This window comes from Paenibacillus sp. FSL E2-0190 (assembly GCF_037992965.1).
Taxonomy (GTDB): domain Bacteria; phylum Bacillota; class Bacilli; order Paenibacillales; family Paenibacillaceae; genus Paenibacillus_AQ; species Paenibacillus_AQ odorifer.
On the sequence record NZ_CP150306.1, the window covers coordinates 4,326,633 to 4,340,752 of the forward strand.

Consider the following 14,120-nt stretch of genomic DNA (forward strand, 5'->3'; position numbering starts at 1 on the left):
AATTTTTATAGTTAACCAAACGCCCCCTTTCCAAAGAGTTTTTAATTCTCCTTGAAGAGTGGGCGTTTACATTCTGATCAGAATCACAGGGTTTGACCTCTTAGTAGAGCACAATAAAACCATTAGATGTAGTGAACTTTCGTTCGCTATACTCTAATGGTTTTATTGGACTTGCTTATTCATACTTAATTATTAATCTTATATGTTCAAGCTTTAAAGGGCGAATGGGAATTACGATTTGCGATTTGTATAATAATCGATAATATCATTCACGGTGCGGAGCGGCTCCGCATCTTTGTGGATCGTGTCCACGCTAGGCTTGAATTCTTCACGCGTCTTCGTAGTCACTTCAGTTCATTCCTTTCAATAGTTAAGCTTGCTGCATCGTAAGCTGCATATAGTATTACGCCACCTCTATCTATTACCCCAAATAGAAGAGTTCAACGCACCTATGCTAATTTGTTTTGGAAATTACGCAAAAAAAACACGAGATTATAGCCCTTCTTATACTTAAGTAAACATAACAAAAACGCCTCCTTAACGTAAGATACGTTAAAAAGACGTAAAATATGCCTGTTTTATTAAAATTTTACTCCGGCTTGATTTCATTTTTCAGACGTTCCAGTGTTTTCTTGTCTTTCAATGTTAGTTCTGCACTTTCGAGCAAATCAGGTCTACGTTCAAGTGTACGCTGTAACGCTTGCTCTCTCCGCCATACTTCGATGTTGGCGTGATGGCCACTCAGCAACATATCTGGTACCTTCCAGCCGCGAAATTCAGCGGGTCGAGTGTAGTGAGGATATTCCAACAGCCCTGTACTGAACGAATCGGTGATCGCAGAGGTTTCGTTTCCAAGCGCCCCTGGCTGTAGCCGAACTACTGAATCAATAACCGTCAGTGCTGGTAGTTCTCCACCCGTTAACACGTAATCGCCAATCGACAGTTCATCTGTAACCAGATGCTCCCGTATCCGCTCATCGTAGCCCTCATAATGACCACATATAAAGATTAGATGCTGCTCTTGTGCCAGTTCCTCAGCAATCTTCTGATTATAGGTCTTTCCTTGTGGACACATAAGAATGATGCGCGGCTTCACAGAGGAAGGCGACGGGACTGCAGATTCAGATCCATTCTCCAAAGGAATAGCCTCGATCCCCAATACATGTTCTACCGCTGCAAAGATCGGGTCAGGCTTTAGTACCATACCACCGCCCCCGCCATACGGTGTATCATCCACACTGTTGTGCTTATTTCCTGAGAAATCACGAAAGTTCACAGCATTCAAAGATACAATCCCTTTTTCGCGTGCCTTACCAAGAATACTTGTGCTAAATACGCCTTCGCACATCTCCGGAAAGAGCGTTAGCACATCAATTCTGATCATGGCAATAGTCCTTCCATTAAGTGAACCGTAATTCGTTTGGCCTCAATGTCCACGTTCAGCACTACATCGTTAATTACAGGGATAAGGATGTCTTGACCTTTAGCAGGCTTAACAACCCACACGTCATTTGCACCTGGCTGTAAAATTTCCGTAATTGTGCCAAGCGGTTCACTTCCAGCATCATCCGTATAAACTTCACAGCCAACGATTTGGTGGAAGTAATATTCGTTCTCTGGCAGTTCAACCAGATCATTACTTGGCACCTTAAGCAAACTTCCCTTATACTTTTCCACTTCGTTAATATTGGTATATCCCTTAAGCTTAACGATAAACATACCCTTATGCTCTCGAGCGGATTCTACAGTCACTTCGAATTTTGCACTGCCATCCGCAGGAATGACGAACAGCTTCTTGTCTTTAGCGAAACGAACCTCAGGAAAATCGGTATGGGATAATACTTTAATCTCCCCGCGAATTCCATGTGTATTCACAAGCCGGCCTACGGTTAATTCTTCCGTCATATAACCCTCTCCTCTACAAGCTTCATCTATATATTTGAACAAAAAGGAGCCGGGATATACTATCCCTAGCCCCTCATTGTACGCATTATTTAAGATAAAATATCTACAGTTACGCGTTTATCGCTCTTGACTGCTGCAGATGTGACTACTGTACGGAGCGCCTTGGCGATCCTGCCTTGCTTGCCGATGACCTTTCCTACATCATCTGGATGTACGGACAGCTCATAGACAATCAAATGCTCTTTCTCCACAGCCCGTACCGTCACATCTTCTGGATGATCCACTAAAGCCTTAGCAATTACTCCAACTAATTCTTCCATAGAGGACCCTCGCAATCAGTCATTATTTCTGTTGCTTAAGCTCATGAAACTTCTTCATCACGCCTGCTTTGGAAAGCAAGTTGCGGACGGTATCAGATGCTTGCGCACCTGTTTGAAGCCATTTAAGAGCTTTTTCCTCATCGATCTTAACTACTGCCGGTTGTTCAATCGGATTATAATAACCGATTTCCTCGATAAAACGACCGTCACGAGGGGACCGGGAATCGGAAACCACTACACGATAGAAAGGCGCTTTATGCGCTCCCATTCTTTTTAGACGAATACGTACTGCCACGAAAAATCACCTCCTTATAATAGTTTCCAACATTAGTTGGTCAGACATTCAAGATCATTTAAAAGGGAATTTCAGCCCTTTTCCACCACCAAGACCTTTAAGCTGCTTCATGGCATTTTTCTTGGAGGCTTTGCCGCCTCCGCCCATCATGCCGGAGAATTGCTTCATCATCTTACGCATCTCATCAAATTGTTTGATGAGGCGGTTGACCTCAGCGACTGAGGTTCCGCTGCCGGTTGCAATACGCTTGCGGCGGTTATGGTTAATGATCTCAGGCTGTTGCTTCTCCGCCTTAGTCATAGAATGAACTATGGCTTCAACGCGTCCCATTTGCTTATCGTCGACCTTTAAATCTTTAATGCCCTTGGCTTTGTTCATACCCGGAAGCATATCAAGAATTTGATCGATAGGGCCTAGCTTCTTCACCTGATCCATTTGCTCAAGGAAATCATCGAACGTAAACTCTGCATTACGCATCTTACGTTCCATTTCTTTAGCCTTGTCAGTATCAATGTTCGCCTGGGCTTTCTCAATCAGCGACAGCATGTCGCCCATACCCAGAATCCGCGAAGCCATACGTTCCGGATGGAACGGCTCCAGCGCGTCGATCTTCTCCCCTAAAGCGGCGAATTTGATCGGGCAACCGGTAACAGCTTTTACTGACAGTGCAGCACCACCACGGCTGTCGCCGTCGAGTTTCGTCAATACGACCCCTGTAAGCTCAAGCTGCTTATTAAAGCTCTCGGCTACATTCACGGCGTCTTGACCCGTCATAGCATCTACTACAAGAAGTACTTCATCAGGATTTACAACATTGTGAATCTGCTTGAGTTCTTCCATTAGTTCTTCATCAATATGCAGGCGGCCTGCAGTATCGATAATAACATAATCAAGTCCGTTATCCTTCGCATGTTGTACAGCTTGTCTGGCAATTTCTACCGGACTAGTCTGATCACCAAGCGAGAATACAGGAACCTTAATCTGTTCTCCCAGCACTTGCAGCTGCTTGATAGCAGCAGGCCGGTAAATATCTCCCGCAACCAGGAGCGGACGATGATTGCCCTTCTGTAACAGCTTAGCTAGCTTACCCGAAGTGGTTGTCTTACCAGCCCCTTGTAGACCCGCCATCATAATGACGGTCGGTGGCTTGTTCGACTTGGCCAGCTTCGCTTGGCTTCCGCCCATCAGCTCGGTTAGTTCCTTGTTGACGATGTCGATAATTACCATGCCAGGCGTAAAGCTGTCCATGACTTCCTTGCCGATGGACTTTTCTTTCACCTTAGCCACGAATTCTTTAACTACCTTGAAGTTAACATCGGCTTCCAGAAGGGCTAACCGCACTTCACGCATAGCTTCGTTTACGTCTTCTTCGGATACTTTACCTTTACCGCGTAGCTTGCTGAACACATTCTGCAATCTTCCGGTTAAACCTTCAAACGCCATATGCAGATTTCTCCCTTCATGCTACTCTAACCTCTGCAAGCGATCCACGATCTCCGCGAACCGAAGTTTATATTGCTCAGGCAGCATCCCATTCTCCGGCAGTCTGCGCAGCTCTTCTAAATATTTAGTACGACTCTCATGTTTTACTAATAGTCCAAGTTTTTCTTCATAATTCTCAAGGACTTGCTCAGCCCGCTTAATATGCTCATAAACAGCTTGGCGGCTGATTTCAAATTCAGCGGCAATCTCTCCCAAGGAAAAATCATCGTGAAAATAATATTTAAGAAACGTTTGCTGCTTATCTGTAAGCAGTCGTTCATAGAAGGCAAAAAGCAAATTGATACGATTCGTTTTCTCGAGCCTATTCTCCTGACTCATTAAGGACAACCCCTTCGTCAAGGAAAAACACTTTACACCTTCACAACGTCCCTTATGATACCTAAAAGAAAGAGAGATGTCAAGCACTTTTGCTTGTCATCTCTTTCTTTATTAAAAATCCATATTTTCCGCGATAAATCCGCTTGAAATTATTGGATTGGCAGTACATAAATCAATATGGCGAAGAAATGTGTGACACTGCCCGCAAGAACAAAAACATGCCAGATCGCGTGATGGAACGGAAACCCTCTCCATACATAAAAAACTGTACCTAGAGTATAAAGCACTCCTCCAGCCATCAACAGAATCATGCCACCGTCCGCTACCACTGCTGAAAGAGGATTCCAGGCGATAACAATCAGCCAACCCATAGCAATGTAGAACACCGTAGACATGAACAAGAACTTTTTAACAAAAAACGCTTTGAAGAAAACGCCAAATACTGCGATTCCCCATATAACACCAAATAAACTCCAGCCAAGTGTTCCCCGAATAGCTACTAGCAAAAAGGGTGTATACGTGCCTGCGATAAACAGATAAATAGAGGAGTGATCGAAAAATTCGAACAAATCCTTCGCCTTGCCCTCTTTGAGACTATGCACAAGTGTTGAATTGAGATACAGAAGCAGCATTGTCGTTCCATAAATGGAGAAGCTGACTACATGCCATGCCGTTCCTTTCAGACTTGCAAAAACAACAAGCAGGACAAGTGCAGCGACGCTTAATACAGCTCCGATCCCGTGCGTAATCGCATTCGCGACTTCTTCTCTCCGGGTGTAGGTGTGAGTATTTGCCATATCCATATCCTTCCGTCTAAGCTTTCTTTCTATTATACCACGCGGACCTCACTGGATTACAGTTTGTAAATCTCCGTGTATTTCTCCTCCAAATAATCAGCCAGATAATCTGGACTGAGCGGCTCACCTGTTACTTGTTCGATAATTTGCGAAGGGGTCAGACTTTTTCCGAAACGGTAGATTTTTTCTGTTAACCATTCTTTAATCGGCAAAAGATTTCCCGCAGCAATCAATTCATCGTAGTTCGGCAGCTCCTTGCGGAGTGTATTCAAGATTTGGGCAGCATACATATTTCCCAAAGAGTAGGATGCAAAATATCCGAAGTCTCCACCGGACCAGTGCACGTCCTGCAATACACCAAGCGCATCATTAGGCGGTGTAATACCTAAATATTCTTGATATTTAGCATTCCATACCTGAGGCAGATCTTTGACAGATAGTCCTTCATTAAAAATAAGCTTTTCGATCTCGTAACGCACAATAATGTGCAGATTGTATGTAAGCTCATCTGCTTCAATTCGGATGAATGAATTTTCCACACTGTTAATAGCCCGGTAGAAATCCTCTACATCTACATTAGCAAGCTGCTCTGGGAAATGCTGCTGCAGATCACCGTAATAACGTTGCCAGAACGCACGGCTGCGGCCAATCATATTCTCCCATAGTCTCGACTGAGATTCATGAATCCCCATCGATGCGCCTTGAGCCAGCGGTGTTCCCACTAAATCTTGGCTGATATTTTGTTCGTAAAGCGCATGTCCACCTTCATGCAGTGAGCTGAAGACGGCGCTAGTCACGTTATCAAGTAAATAAGCGGTCGTAATACGAACGTCACCTGGATTCAGCCCTGTAGCAAAAGGATGCACACTCTCATCCAAGCGGCCTGCGTCGAAGTCATAGCCCATTTGCTTCAGAATAAAGTTACCAAACTTTTGTTGCTGCTCTTTAGGGAAAATCTGCTGCAAGAAGCTGGTATCTGGTTTATTAGGTGAAGCAGCGATAGCTTCCACTAACGGAACCAAGCGGCTGCGGAGGCGACTGAACACTTCATCCACCTTTTCTACTGTGAGATCAGGCTCATACATATCTAGTAGCGTATCGTAACGTGTGCCATTAACACCCCAATAATCGATGAACTCTTGTTTCAGAGCTACGATTTTACTCAAATAAGGTTCAAATGTAGCAAAGTCATTGTTCTCCTTAGCTTCTTCCCAGATCGTTTGGGAATGAGCAGACAGGACAGCGTACTCTTCAAATCTTTTGGACGGAATACTCTTACTGCGCTCATACTCTTTGCGGCAATCGTTGACGATCTTTTGTTGATTAGCTGTAAGCTGGCTCAACACTTCTGGACGGCTGAAAAATGCTGTAAAGTCACCCATCTCCTGTGAAATCTCAAGTCTGAACAATTCTCCACTCAGCATCCCAATCGTACCGGAACGAACTTCTACTCCCTTACGTGGTGCACCTGTGCGCAAATCCCAGTGCATTAATTCTATGGCCTCTGAATATCCACTAATTTTTGCTAATAACTCGCTGAATTGTTCCCATCGTTCCTTTACTTGTTGTTCCATTCTACTCCACCTGCTTTCTCTGTTTTACAGACTCCTCTTGATGATACTTTTTTGAATGAGTATAATCAACTTCAGAGATACATCTCTAATTTTAAATATTTAATGAGTTACATAAGAAGCAGACCATGCTTCGAACAAAAATCAAGGAGCGTGAACAGGGCTATGATGATTCAAGTTACACCTCTCGCAGAAAGGAAGTTGAAGGAAAGGCTTGGAGATCAGCCAGGATTTTTCAAGCTCTTTTATGATACGGTAGGCTGCGGGTGTGACGGAATTAATGTGTTACTGATTGTTTCAGAAGTGGAGCAAGGCGATTCTAGGATAGAGACGAATTCTCTTCCCTTTATCGTAAGCCGGCAACAGGAAATCTTTTATGAAGACAAGATGCGACTCGATGCAGAGGAACGTTTCTCTTCCTATAAGCTGGTCAGTGATTCTCAGATTTATGGCAACAATATCATGGTAAGAGATATGCGCAACGTAAGTACAATTCAAGGAATTTAAGGGAGGAAGCTAATATGAGCCACGTATCAGAAATTATTAACTTTAATAAAGGTTTTGTAGAGAATAAGGACTATGAAGCTTATTTAACCAGTCGTTATCCTGACAAAAAAATGCTGATCATCACCTGTATGGACACTAGACTCGTTGAATTATTGCCGAAAGCCATGAATTTCAAAAATGGTGATGTCAAAATCATCAAAAATGCTGGCGCGGTTATTTCTCAACCTTTTGGTAGTGTTATGCGTAGTGTAATGGTAGCTCTATATGAACTAGATGCTGAAGAAGTAATCGTGGTTGGACACTATGAATGCGGTATGGCCTCCCTCAATGCGGACCATATGATCAATTCCATTAAAGAACGTGGAGTATCTGAAGAAGTGCTGTCTACACTGGAGAATTCCGGAATCAAACTTACAAAATGGCTGCGTGGGTTTGACAATGTCGAAGAAGGGGTAATTCAGACTGTGGACCTGATTAAACGTCATCCACTGCTTCCCCCTAATGTACCTATCCATGGCATGATCATCGATCCGGCAACGGGAGCGCTTGAGCTTGTCGCTGATGGGTATAAGTAACGAATGACGACTCTCTAACTGCTGTTTGCGTGGATCCTGGATCCACGCTTTTTTTGTGTATAAAAGTATAAATTATGATAAATAAAATTGAAACCTTGTGGGGCATGTCTGCGTATTACCGACCATACACAAAAATTCATGCTCACAGGAGGGTTTTCGTACTAAATGAAACCAATGAAACGCGTAATGATGATTCTAATGGCCTTCACTCTGTTTTTTGCAGTGGTTGCTCCAGACTTTGCCGATGCACGTCGAGGTGGCGGCGGATTCAAATCCGGCACTCGCAGCTATTCAACAACTCCAAAAAAATCAACAACAACAAATAACATCAAAAAAAGTGACAGCACTAAAAGTTCCACAGCAGGATCTGCTGCAAATACAAAACGTGGCTTCTTCAGCGGCGGCAGCTTAATGAAAGGCATGATGATCGGTGGTTTGGCCGGATTATTATTCGGTGGAATGTTTGGTGGAATGGGAGCTTTTGGTGACTTCCTAGGCTTTGCCGTTAATATGCTAGCTATCTATGTATTGGTTATGCTCGTGATGTCCTTCTTCCGTCGTAGAAAAGAACGTCGCCGCTTAGAAGAACAGGATGGTCGGTACTAATGTCTACAATTGTTCTAAGCATGGATGAGATCATCAATGCCCTCTGTCTGCACATGGCGGAACGAAAGGCTGTTCGCCCAGAGGATGTTCAGGTAGAACTGAGCTGGGAAGAAGATACCGGTTACTCTGCAGAGGTTTGGGTACAGGGCCGCAGTCAATTTCTAGTGGAGTCCAATATGATTGAAGCGATCCTACGTTACATGCTCAGTGAATATGGTGTTCGCGCCTATCGTGAAGATGTAAGACTGGACCTGGATGAGGAAATCACAGCGATTGTAAATACAGGGAACTAATGATAGTAAAAGGGACAACCCGAGGGGTTGTCCTTTTTTGATTTAACGCTATTCATAGAAATATTGCTTTACCGTCCCTACTCCGTCTGCCACTTCAATTTCTGCATAAGCTCCATTAATAAAAGTAACCTGCGGCGGGACATGACCACAATCGATATCATAAACGATCGGTACCTTAAGCTCTTCAAATAGTTCAGCATAGATATCCTCGGCAGTATAGTTATCCACAGGCCGATTAGCTGGACTTCTGCCAAACATAATCCCCGAACAATTCTGAAACCACCCTGCCAGCTTCATCTGCACTAAAGATCTGCGTAAATCCGCTGTGTTCAATTCACAATTTTCCAAATACCAAACAATAGGTTCGTCATGAATCATTTCTTGCTGAAAATGCTGGAGCTTTCCATAAGGTGTGCCGATCAAATGCCTAATTACATCTATACAACCACCCAACAGACGTCCTTTCATCGTTACAGCATCTGTAGTTAGAGACTTCCAATAAGTCTCCTCTGTCAAATGAAAAACGCATGGCGAAGGCACATCATGCTGCCATTCCCGCTGATATTTAAGAGATGAATGCTGCACAATGGACTCACCCACTGGTGTCTCTAGAACCGCCTGCCAGAGGGCTGTAGTATCATCCGAATACTCTCCCCGTAAATCAATGAGATTCGCTCCGTGGGCAGTAGCCAACCCGGTTGTCAGCGTGACCGCAAGCAGCAAGACGCTTATATCTGAATATCCCACGATCCATTTGTCCTGCAAAGCATCAAAATCAATAAATTCCAGAGCTTCAATTAACAATTCCCCGCCCCAAGGCGGAATAAGGACATCGATTCCATCATCTTTGATCATTTCATTAAACTCATGACCACGAACATTGGCTGGTGCAGATTTAGCCTTATCTTGCTTCCATGCCGTTTCGCCGATAATGACATTAAATCCTTGCGACTTCAAACGGCTGGAGGCCAGTGTTAGTAGTTCTGCATTTTGAATGCCTACTCCAGATGAAGGTGCTGTAACGCCTATCGTCGCATTTTTTTTCAAAAAAGGGTATCTAATCATATGCCACCTCCCAGAGTTTGTACCCATTATATCCCTAAAGTGATAATGAGAACACCTTCTTCTAACACATACTTTACGCCTACAAAAAAAGGACCTGGCGGGATGCGTCAACGTATGACCACAAATCCTGCACATGTCCTTCTTCAATTAAACCCGAGCACTAGATTAAAGAGATAGCAAGCAGTTCAAACAACACAAGCGGTAAAATCACATTATTATTGTATGGGGGACCTGGATAAGGTCCTGGATATGGGCCAGGTCCCGGGCCCGGATGAGGATGATAAGGCTGATGAGGGTTGTAAAACCCTCGGGGCATTTGCCCATTAGCTGCAACGTTCAGATACAAGTGTTTATTATCTACTCCGGCTATAACGCCTTCATGTACAAAGCCATCTATTGTCTGTACGTTCACCTTATGGTTAAGGTATGGCTTGCAAGATTGATGTAGGGAATCGCGGACACCGTGCAGGTGCCGGATCACAGCAGGATCGGCCTGATAAATCACATTCTGTTGCTGCCCAGTGTTAAATGTCGACATGGATGTTCTGACCTCCGTAAATGGATTTGCTCCATTCTATGCAGAAGCCTAGATTACGGTGCCTATTAAATGGGCTATTCTTAGAATGGCAGAGCGACCTTCTCAACCTTAACATTTACGGAAACTAGAGACAGTCCCATCATATTCTCAACAGCATTTCTTACATTTTGCTGCAGTATATAGCAGACCTCTTGAATCACACATCCGTAATTAACTATGACCTGAAGATCGATGGCAACATCCACTTCTTTTACTTCAACGGACATTCCTTTTTTTACATTTTTACCGCTTAGACGTTTAGCCCAGTTGTCCGAGATACTGCTTCCTGACATGCCGGCAATACCCGGTGTGTCCAGAACCACTTGCCCGACGATCGAAGTCACCACATCATCTGAAATATGAATTAGTCCTTGCTCCGTTCCTTCATTCATAGAAATCCCTCCATAATGTTTTATTAACTTAAGAGATATCAGGACTCTCCTCTACCTCTATCTCTACCCGGCGTTGCTTGACAAACAAATAATAGGCCTTGGTCAAGACGATTTTAACAATCATATACAGCGGAATAATCAGCAATATCGCAATGATCCCGCCTAAATCACCGCCAACTAATACCAGGATAATCGTTGTCAGTGGATGAATATCGAGCTTTTTCCCAAAGATGTAGGGAGCGATTAAATTATCCTGTATCTGCTGCGCTACCAGAACAATGATGATGGACCAGACGGCTATAGACGGCGATTGAATGAATCCGATGATGAAAATAGGGATACTAGACAGTATCGCACCAATAAAAGGCACGAAGTTCATCACAACTGCGATTACAGTCAACAGCAATGCATATTGCAGGCCGATAATAAGGAAACCAATATACATCAGAACGCCTAAGGCTAAATTAACAAGCACCCGGCCCACGATAAAGCCACTAAGCGCACTGTCGATTTCAGTCATCATTGTAGTTCCTTCTTCACGATACTTCTTTGGAAAGAAACTTACAATCTTACGTCCGAATTTCCCACCTTCCTTAAGCATGTAGAATAACATAATCGGAAAGGTGAATAAAATGATCGCGAAATTCGAAACAAAAGAGAACAATCCTGATACGTAATTCGTTAACAGCGTAAACCCTTTATTCAAATAATCCGTCAATGTGGAGGCTGGATTCGCATCAGCAGGGATCAACGCAGACAGAAATTCATTATCTTCTAGTTTCAATAGCTGTTGATTCAAGGAGGCAATGAGATTCGGCATATTATCGACGAAATTAACTAATTGTGTGCGAAGTGAAGGCCAAACGCCGATAATAAAAGCAAACAGAAGCACTAAAATAACTACATATACGATGATAATCGCCAAAGAACGATTCAGCTTATATTTCTCCAAGGTATCGATCAGTGGCCGCAGCAGGTAATAAAAGAAACCCGCCAGCATTAAAGGCACTATAATGACACTGAACAAAGACAGGATCGGTGTGAATAAAAAATCTACGCGTGAGCCTAAAAATACAATGCCTAACACTAAAAGAATCGCTAGACAAACTCTGATGAAATTGTTCAGTTTAGCCATACTTTCTCTCCCGTCTTCTGATTTGGATGTCTTCCAGCTCGTTATTTCGGAATCCGGATGGTGAATACCGTAGGTTCCTTCTTTCGTCGACTGAGATGAAGCGTCCCCCCCATTTTCTCTGTATTTTTCATAGCTATCGAGAGACCTAGCCCTGTTCCTCCCGAAGCTGTCCGCGCTTTATCTCCCCGAACAAACGGATCAAACATTGTGGACCACAGCTCTTCTGGAATACCCACTCCAGTATCAGCGATTTCAATCGTGACTTCTTTCTCCAAAGGGATCACCTCCACACGCAAATGTGTACCTGGAGGATTATAGATCAGTGCATTGGAGATCAAATTATGAACCACACTCGAGAGCAGCTCCGCATCAAAGTTCAAGAACACATCCTCTTCGGGAACATTTAGATGCAAAACAAAGTTCTTTTGTTCAATCTCTCCGTACGTATCTGCAATGATTTCACGAATAAATTCGCCCAGTTCTTGATGTTCCATTCGTAGCAAGAAATCCGGTGAATCTATTTTTAACAGCTCCAGCATGTTCTGAATCAGCTTAGTAACCTGTGAGGATTTATTATAAATATAGCTTAAATATCTTTTTTGGCGTTCTTCATCCTCGCCTCTACCCTCTACAAGCGCCTGTGCAAAGCCTTGTATACTCGTTATCGGCGTCTTCAGATCATGGGACAGATCAACCATCATCCGTTTCTTACTTTCCTCTGCCTGGCGTTTTTCTTTGGTCGTCTTTTCAATTACGTCTGCCATATAATTAAAAGTCTCTCCAATTTGCGAAAATTCCTTCTCTGCATATAAAGCGATTCGAGTATCATAATTCCCCTGAATCATCTGCTTCAATCCAAGCGTGATGATACGCAGTGGTTTCCTGATTCGCCGCGCTACCCAATAGCTGTACACGATAATTAGCAAAAGAATCATTCCCACACCCAAAAAGACGTAGTATGAGAGCGAATGATTAAAGTAGGCCACGAAGGGATCACTATTAATGGTGATGGTGATAGCTTCCCGCGGCAGCTTCAAGAGCAGCCACTCCGATTCGCTCTGAGCATTTAGCGTGGTCAACGAGTAAAAGTAAGCTTGATCTTCTCCATTTTCCAAACTTTTTAAAAGCTGGTTACTGGTATATTGGGTTACACCGTCTTTTTTTTCTCCAACAACCTTGGTGACCTTCATGTCTTGATCCAAGACCTCGATCCATCCCCCGCTACGCAGAAGACGTTTGGTTTCTATCCCATGCTCCAGATTATCTCGATAAGCACTAGCTTCCACCTTCAAATCAGGATCAGCGATTTTATTTTTTTCAAAAATATGGGTCACATCAAGATTAATAAACAAATAATATACAATCACGAGAAAAAACAAAATACAGATAAACAACAAAAAATCCAGCGTCAGCGATGATTGTAAAGGTCGTTGATCTCTATTGCTCCATAGGCGCTTCAATTTTGTATCCCAGCCCTCTAATAGTCTTTAAATATACTGGCTTTTTGGAATCTTCCTCAATTTTTTCCCGGATATTGCTGATATGTACCATGATACTATTATCTTCGTACACATAGAAATCTTCCCACACGGCCTCATAGATTTTTTTGCGTGTAAAGACTCGTCCAGGCTGCTTCATCATTAGTTCCAAAATTTTGTACTCGGTAGAAGTAAGCACCACAGGTTCACCTGAACGATAGAGCAGACACTGGCTTTGATCCAGCATTAATTCACCTAATACAATCTGTTCAGCTTCTTTTTCCTCAACGACTTGCGCATCGAAATGATGTACACGCCGCAGCAGTGCTCCAACACGGGCTACTATTTCTAATGGATTAAACGGTTTGGAAATATAATCGTCGGCTCCTAGTTCAAGACCCAGAATTTTGTCATGATGTTCGCTTTTGGCGGATAAAAATAACACTGGAAAATGATGCACCTCGCGGATCTTTTTCAATAATTGCAGTCCATCCAGACCCGGCATCATAATATCCAGAATTGCCAAATCAACTTTATGGTTCTGTACCTGCGTTAAGGCTTCAGTACCACTGTTTGCTTCCAAAATGTTGTACTCTTTCTCTAAATATAATCTTAGCAATTCCACAATTTCTGCTTCATCATCAGCGATCAATATTGTATACATGATAATCCCCCCATCTAACTATATTCTGTGATTATTAACAGAGCCTAAACACAATCTAAAGAATAGCTAAATTATCACATAGTAATAAAATAAAAATCGCACACGGGAAACCGTCCCAT

General features: G+C 43.2%; 18 protein-coding genes. 4 read left to right on the plus strand and 14 right to left on the minus strand.

Annotation, left to right across the window (positions count from 1 at the left end; translation table 11 throughout):
* Positions 1-589: 589 nt before the first annotated feature.
* From trmD to NST25_RS19085, 8 genes are all read right to left on the minus strand, one after another.
* A complete protein-coding gene (trmD, locus tag NST25_RS19050) occupies positions 590-1,381 on the minus strand; it encodes a tRNA (guanosine(37)-N1)-methyltransferase TrmD (protein ID WP_339174549.1) in 792 nt (263 codons plus the stop codon).
* Complete coding sequence (gene rimM / locus NST25_RS19055; RefSeq protein ID WP_076190860.1) at positions 1,381-1,905, minus strand: ribosome maturation factor RimM; 525 nt, start codon at positions 1,903-1,905, stop codon at positions 1,381-1,383. Before rimM ends, trmD begins: the two co-directional genes overlap by 1 nt.
* 89 nt (positions 1,906-1,994) lie before the next feature.
* Positions 1,995-2,225, minus strand: coding sequence for a KH domain-containing protein (locus NST25_RS19060; RefSeq protein WP_036688600.1), 231 nt, complete (start codon positions 2,223-2,225; stop codon positions 1,995-1,997).
* 22 nt (positions 2,226-2,247) lie between these two features.
* Positions 2,248-2,520, minus strand: coding sequence for a 30S ribosomal protein S16 (gene rpsP, locus NST25_RS19065; protein WP_036688604.1), 273 nt, complete (start codon positions 2,518-2,520; stop codon positions 2,248-2,250).
* A 54-nt stretch (positions 2,521-2,574) separates the two neighbouring features.
* Positions 2,575-3,963, minus strand: a complete 1,389-nt coding sequence (gene ffh / locus NST25_RS19070) for a signal recognition particle protein (RefSeq protein ID WP_036688607.1) — start codon at positions 3,961-3,963, stop codon at positions 2,575-2,577.
* 21 nt (positions 3,964-3,984) lie between these two features.
* Positions 3,985-4,341, minus strand: a complete 357-nt coding sequence (ylxM, locus tag NST25_RS19075; RefSeq protein ID WP_036688609.1) for a YlxM family DNA-binding protein — start codon at positions 4,339-4,341, stop codon at positions 3,985-3,987.
* Positions 4,342-4,490: 149 nt separating this feature from the next.
* Positions 4,491-5,138, minus strand: a complete 648-nt coding sequence (locus tag NST25_RS19080) for a hemolysin III family protein (RefSeq protein ID WP_036688612.1) — start codon at positions 5,136-5,138, stop codon at positions 4,491-4,493.
* 56 nt (positions 5,139-5,194) lie between these two features.
* Positions 5,195-6,712: a carboxypeptidase M32 gene (locus NST25_RS19085; RefSeq protein WP_036688614.1), complete on the minus strand. Its 1,518-nt coding sequence runs from the start codon at positions 6,710-6,712 to the stop codon at positions 5,195-5,197.
* Between the two features lie 162 nt (positions 6,713-6,874).
* Here NST25_RS19085 and NST25_RS19090 point away from each other — a divergent pair, with 162 nt between their 5' ends.
* The 4 genes from NST25_RS19090 (at position 6,875) to NST25_RS19105 (ending at position 8,690) form a co-directional block, all read left to right on the plus strand.
* Positions 6,875-7,216: an iron-sulfur cluster biosynthesis family protein gene (locus NST25_RS19090; RefSeq protein ID WP_076127099.1), complete on the plus strand. Its 342-nt coding sequence runs from the start codon at positions 6,875-6,877 to the stop codon at positions 7,214-7,216.
* Between the two features lie 14 nt (positions 7,217-7,230).
* Positions 7,231-7,791 (plus strand): carbonic anhydrase, encoded by a 561-nt coding sequence (locus NST25_RS19095; protein WP_339187575.1) that lies wholly within the window; start codon positions 7,231-7,233, stop codon positions 7,789-7,791.
* A 165-nt stretch (positions 7,792-7,956) separates the two neighbouring features.
* Positions 7,957-8,397, plus strand: coding sequence for a hypothetical protein (locus tag NST25_RS19100; protein WP_076127101.1), 441 nt, complete (start codon positions 7,957-7,959; stop codon positions 8,395-8,397).
* 8 nt (positions 8,398-8,405) lie between these two features.
* Positions 8,406-8,690, plus strand: a complete 285-nt coding sequence (locus NST25_RS19105; RefSeq protein ID WP_036689115.1) for a YxcD family protein — start codon at positions 8,406-8,408, stop codon at positions 8,688-8,690.
* Between the two features lie 48 nt (positions 8,691-8,738).
* On the opposite strand, the gene NST25_RS19110 is transcribed toward NST25_RS19105, so the two are convergent.
* From NST25_RS19110 to NST25_RS19135, 6 genes are all read right to left on the minus strand, one after another.
* Positions 8,739-9,755: a S66 peptidase family protein gene (locus tag NST25_RS19110; protein WP_339187578.1), complete on the minus strand. Its 1,017-nt coding sequence runs from the start codon at positions 9,753-9,755 to the stop codon at positions 8,739-8,741.
* Between the two features lie 160 nt (positions 9,756-9,915).
* Complete coding sequence (locus NST25_RS19115; protein WP_036688624.1) at positions 9,916-10,293, minus strand: hypothetical protein; 378 nt, start codon at positions 10,291-10,293, stop codon at positions 9,916-9,918.
* An 80-nt stretch (positions 10,294-10,373) separates the two neighbouring features.
* Entirely contained in the window at positions 10,374-10,724 is a 351-nt protein-coding gene (locus NST25_RS19120) for an Asp23/Gls24 family envelope stress response protein (RefSeq protein ID WP_076127105.1), read from the minus strand.
* 28 nt (positions 10,725-10,752) lie between these two features.
* Complete coding sequence (locus NST25_RS19125; RefSeq protein ID WP_036688627.1) at positions 10,753-11,859, minus strand: AI-2E family transporter; 1,107 nt, start codon at positions 11,857-11,859, stop codon at positions 10,753-10,755.
* Between the two features lie 41 nt (positions 11,860-11,900).
* Entirely contained in the window at positions 11,901-13,319 is a 1,419-nt protein-coding gene (locus NST25_RS19130) for a HAMP domain-containing sensor histidine kinase (RefSeq protein ID WP_076182735.1), read from the minus strand.
* Positions 13,297-14,004: a response regulator transcription factor gene (locus NST25_RS19135; RefSeq protein ID WP_170914177.1), complete on the minus strand. Its 708-nt coding sequence runs from the start codon at positions 14,002-14,004 to the stop codon at positions 13,297-13,299. Before NST25_RS19135 ends, NST25_RS19130 begins: the two co-directional genes overlap by 23 nt.
* Between the last annotated feature and the right edge of the window lie 116 nt (positions 14,005-14,120).

Excerpts from the sequence above, each read along its gene's own strand:
- NST25_RS19060 (WP_036688600.1), bottom strand. The coding sequence starts at position 2,225 with ATGGAAGAATTAGTTGGAGTAATTGCTAAGGCTTTAGTGGATCATCCA.
- NST25_RS19120 (WP_076127105.1), bottom strand. The coding sequence starts at position 10,724 with ATGAATGAAGGAACGGAGCAAGGACTAATTCATATTTCAGATGATGTG.
- NST25_RS19100 (WP_076127101.1), top strand. The coding sequence starts at position 7,957 with ATGAAACCAATGAAACGCGTAATGATGATTCTAATGGCCTTCACTCTG.
- NST25_RS19095 (WP_339187575.1), top strand. The coding sequence starts at position 7,231 with ATGAGCCACGTATCAGAAATTATTAACTTTAATAAAGGTTTTGTAGAG.
- ffh (WP_036688607.1), bottom strand. The coding sequence starts at position 3,963 with ATGGCGTTTGAAGGTTTAACCGGAAGATTGCAGAATGTGTTCAGCAAG.
- NST25_RS19125 (WP_036688627.1), bottom strand. The coding sequence starts at position 11,859 with ATGGCTAAACTGAACAATTTCATCAGAGTTTGTCTAGCGATTCTTTTA.
- NST25_RS19090 (WP_076127099.1), top strand. The coding sequence starts at position 6,875 with ATGATGATTCAAGTTACACCTCTCGCAGAAAGGAAGTTGAAGGAAAGG.
- ylxM (WP_036688609.1), bottom strand. The coding sequence starts at position 4,341 with ATGAGTCAGGAGAATAGGCTCGAGAAAACGAATCGTATCAATTTGCTT.
- rimM (WP_076190860.1), bottom strand. The coding sequence starts at position 1,905 with ATGACGGAAGAATTAACCGTAGGCCGGCTTGTGAATACACATGGAATT.
- NST25_RS19080 (WP_036688612.1), bottom strand. The coding sequence starts at position 5,138 with ATGGCAAATACTCACACCTACACCCGGAGAGAAGAAGTCGCGAATGCG.
- NST25_RS19115 (WP_036688624.1), bottom strand. The coding sequence starts at position 10,293 with ATGTCGACATTTAACACTGGGCAGCAACAGAATGTGATTTATCAGGCC.
- NST25_RS19085 (WP_036688614.1), bottom strand. The coding sequence starts at position 6,712 with ATGGAACAACAAGTAAAGGAACGATGGGAACAATTCAGCGAGTTATTA.
- NST25_RS19110 (WP_339187578.1), bottom strand. The coding sequence starts at position 9,755 with ATGATTAGATACCCTTTTTTGAAAAAAAATGCGACGATAGGCGTTACA.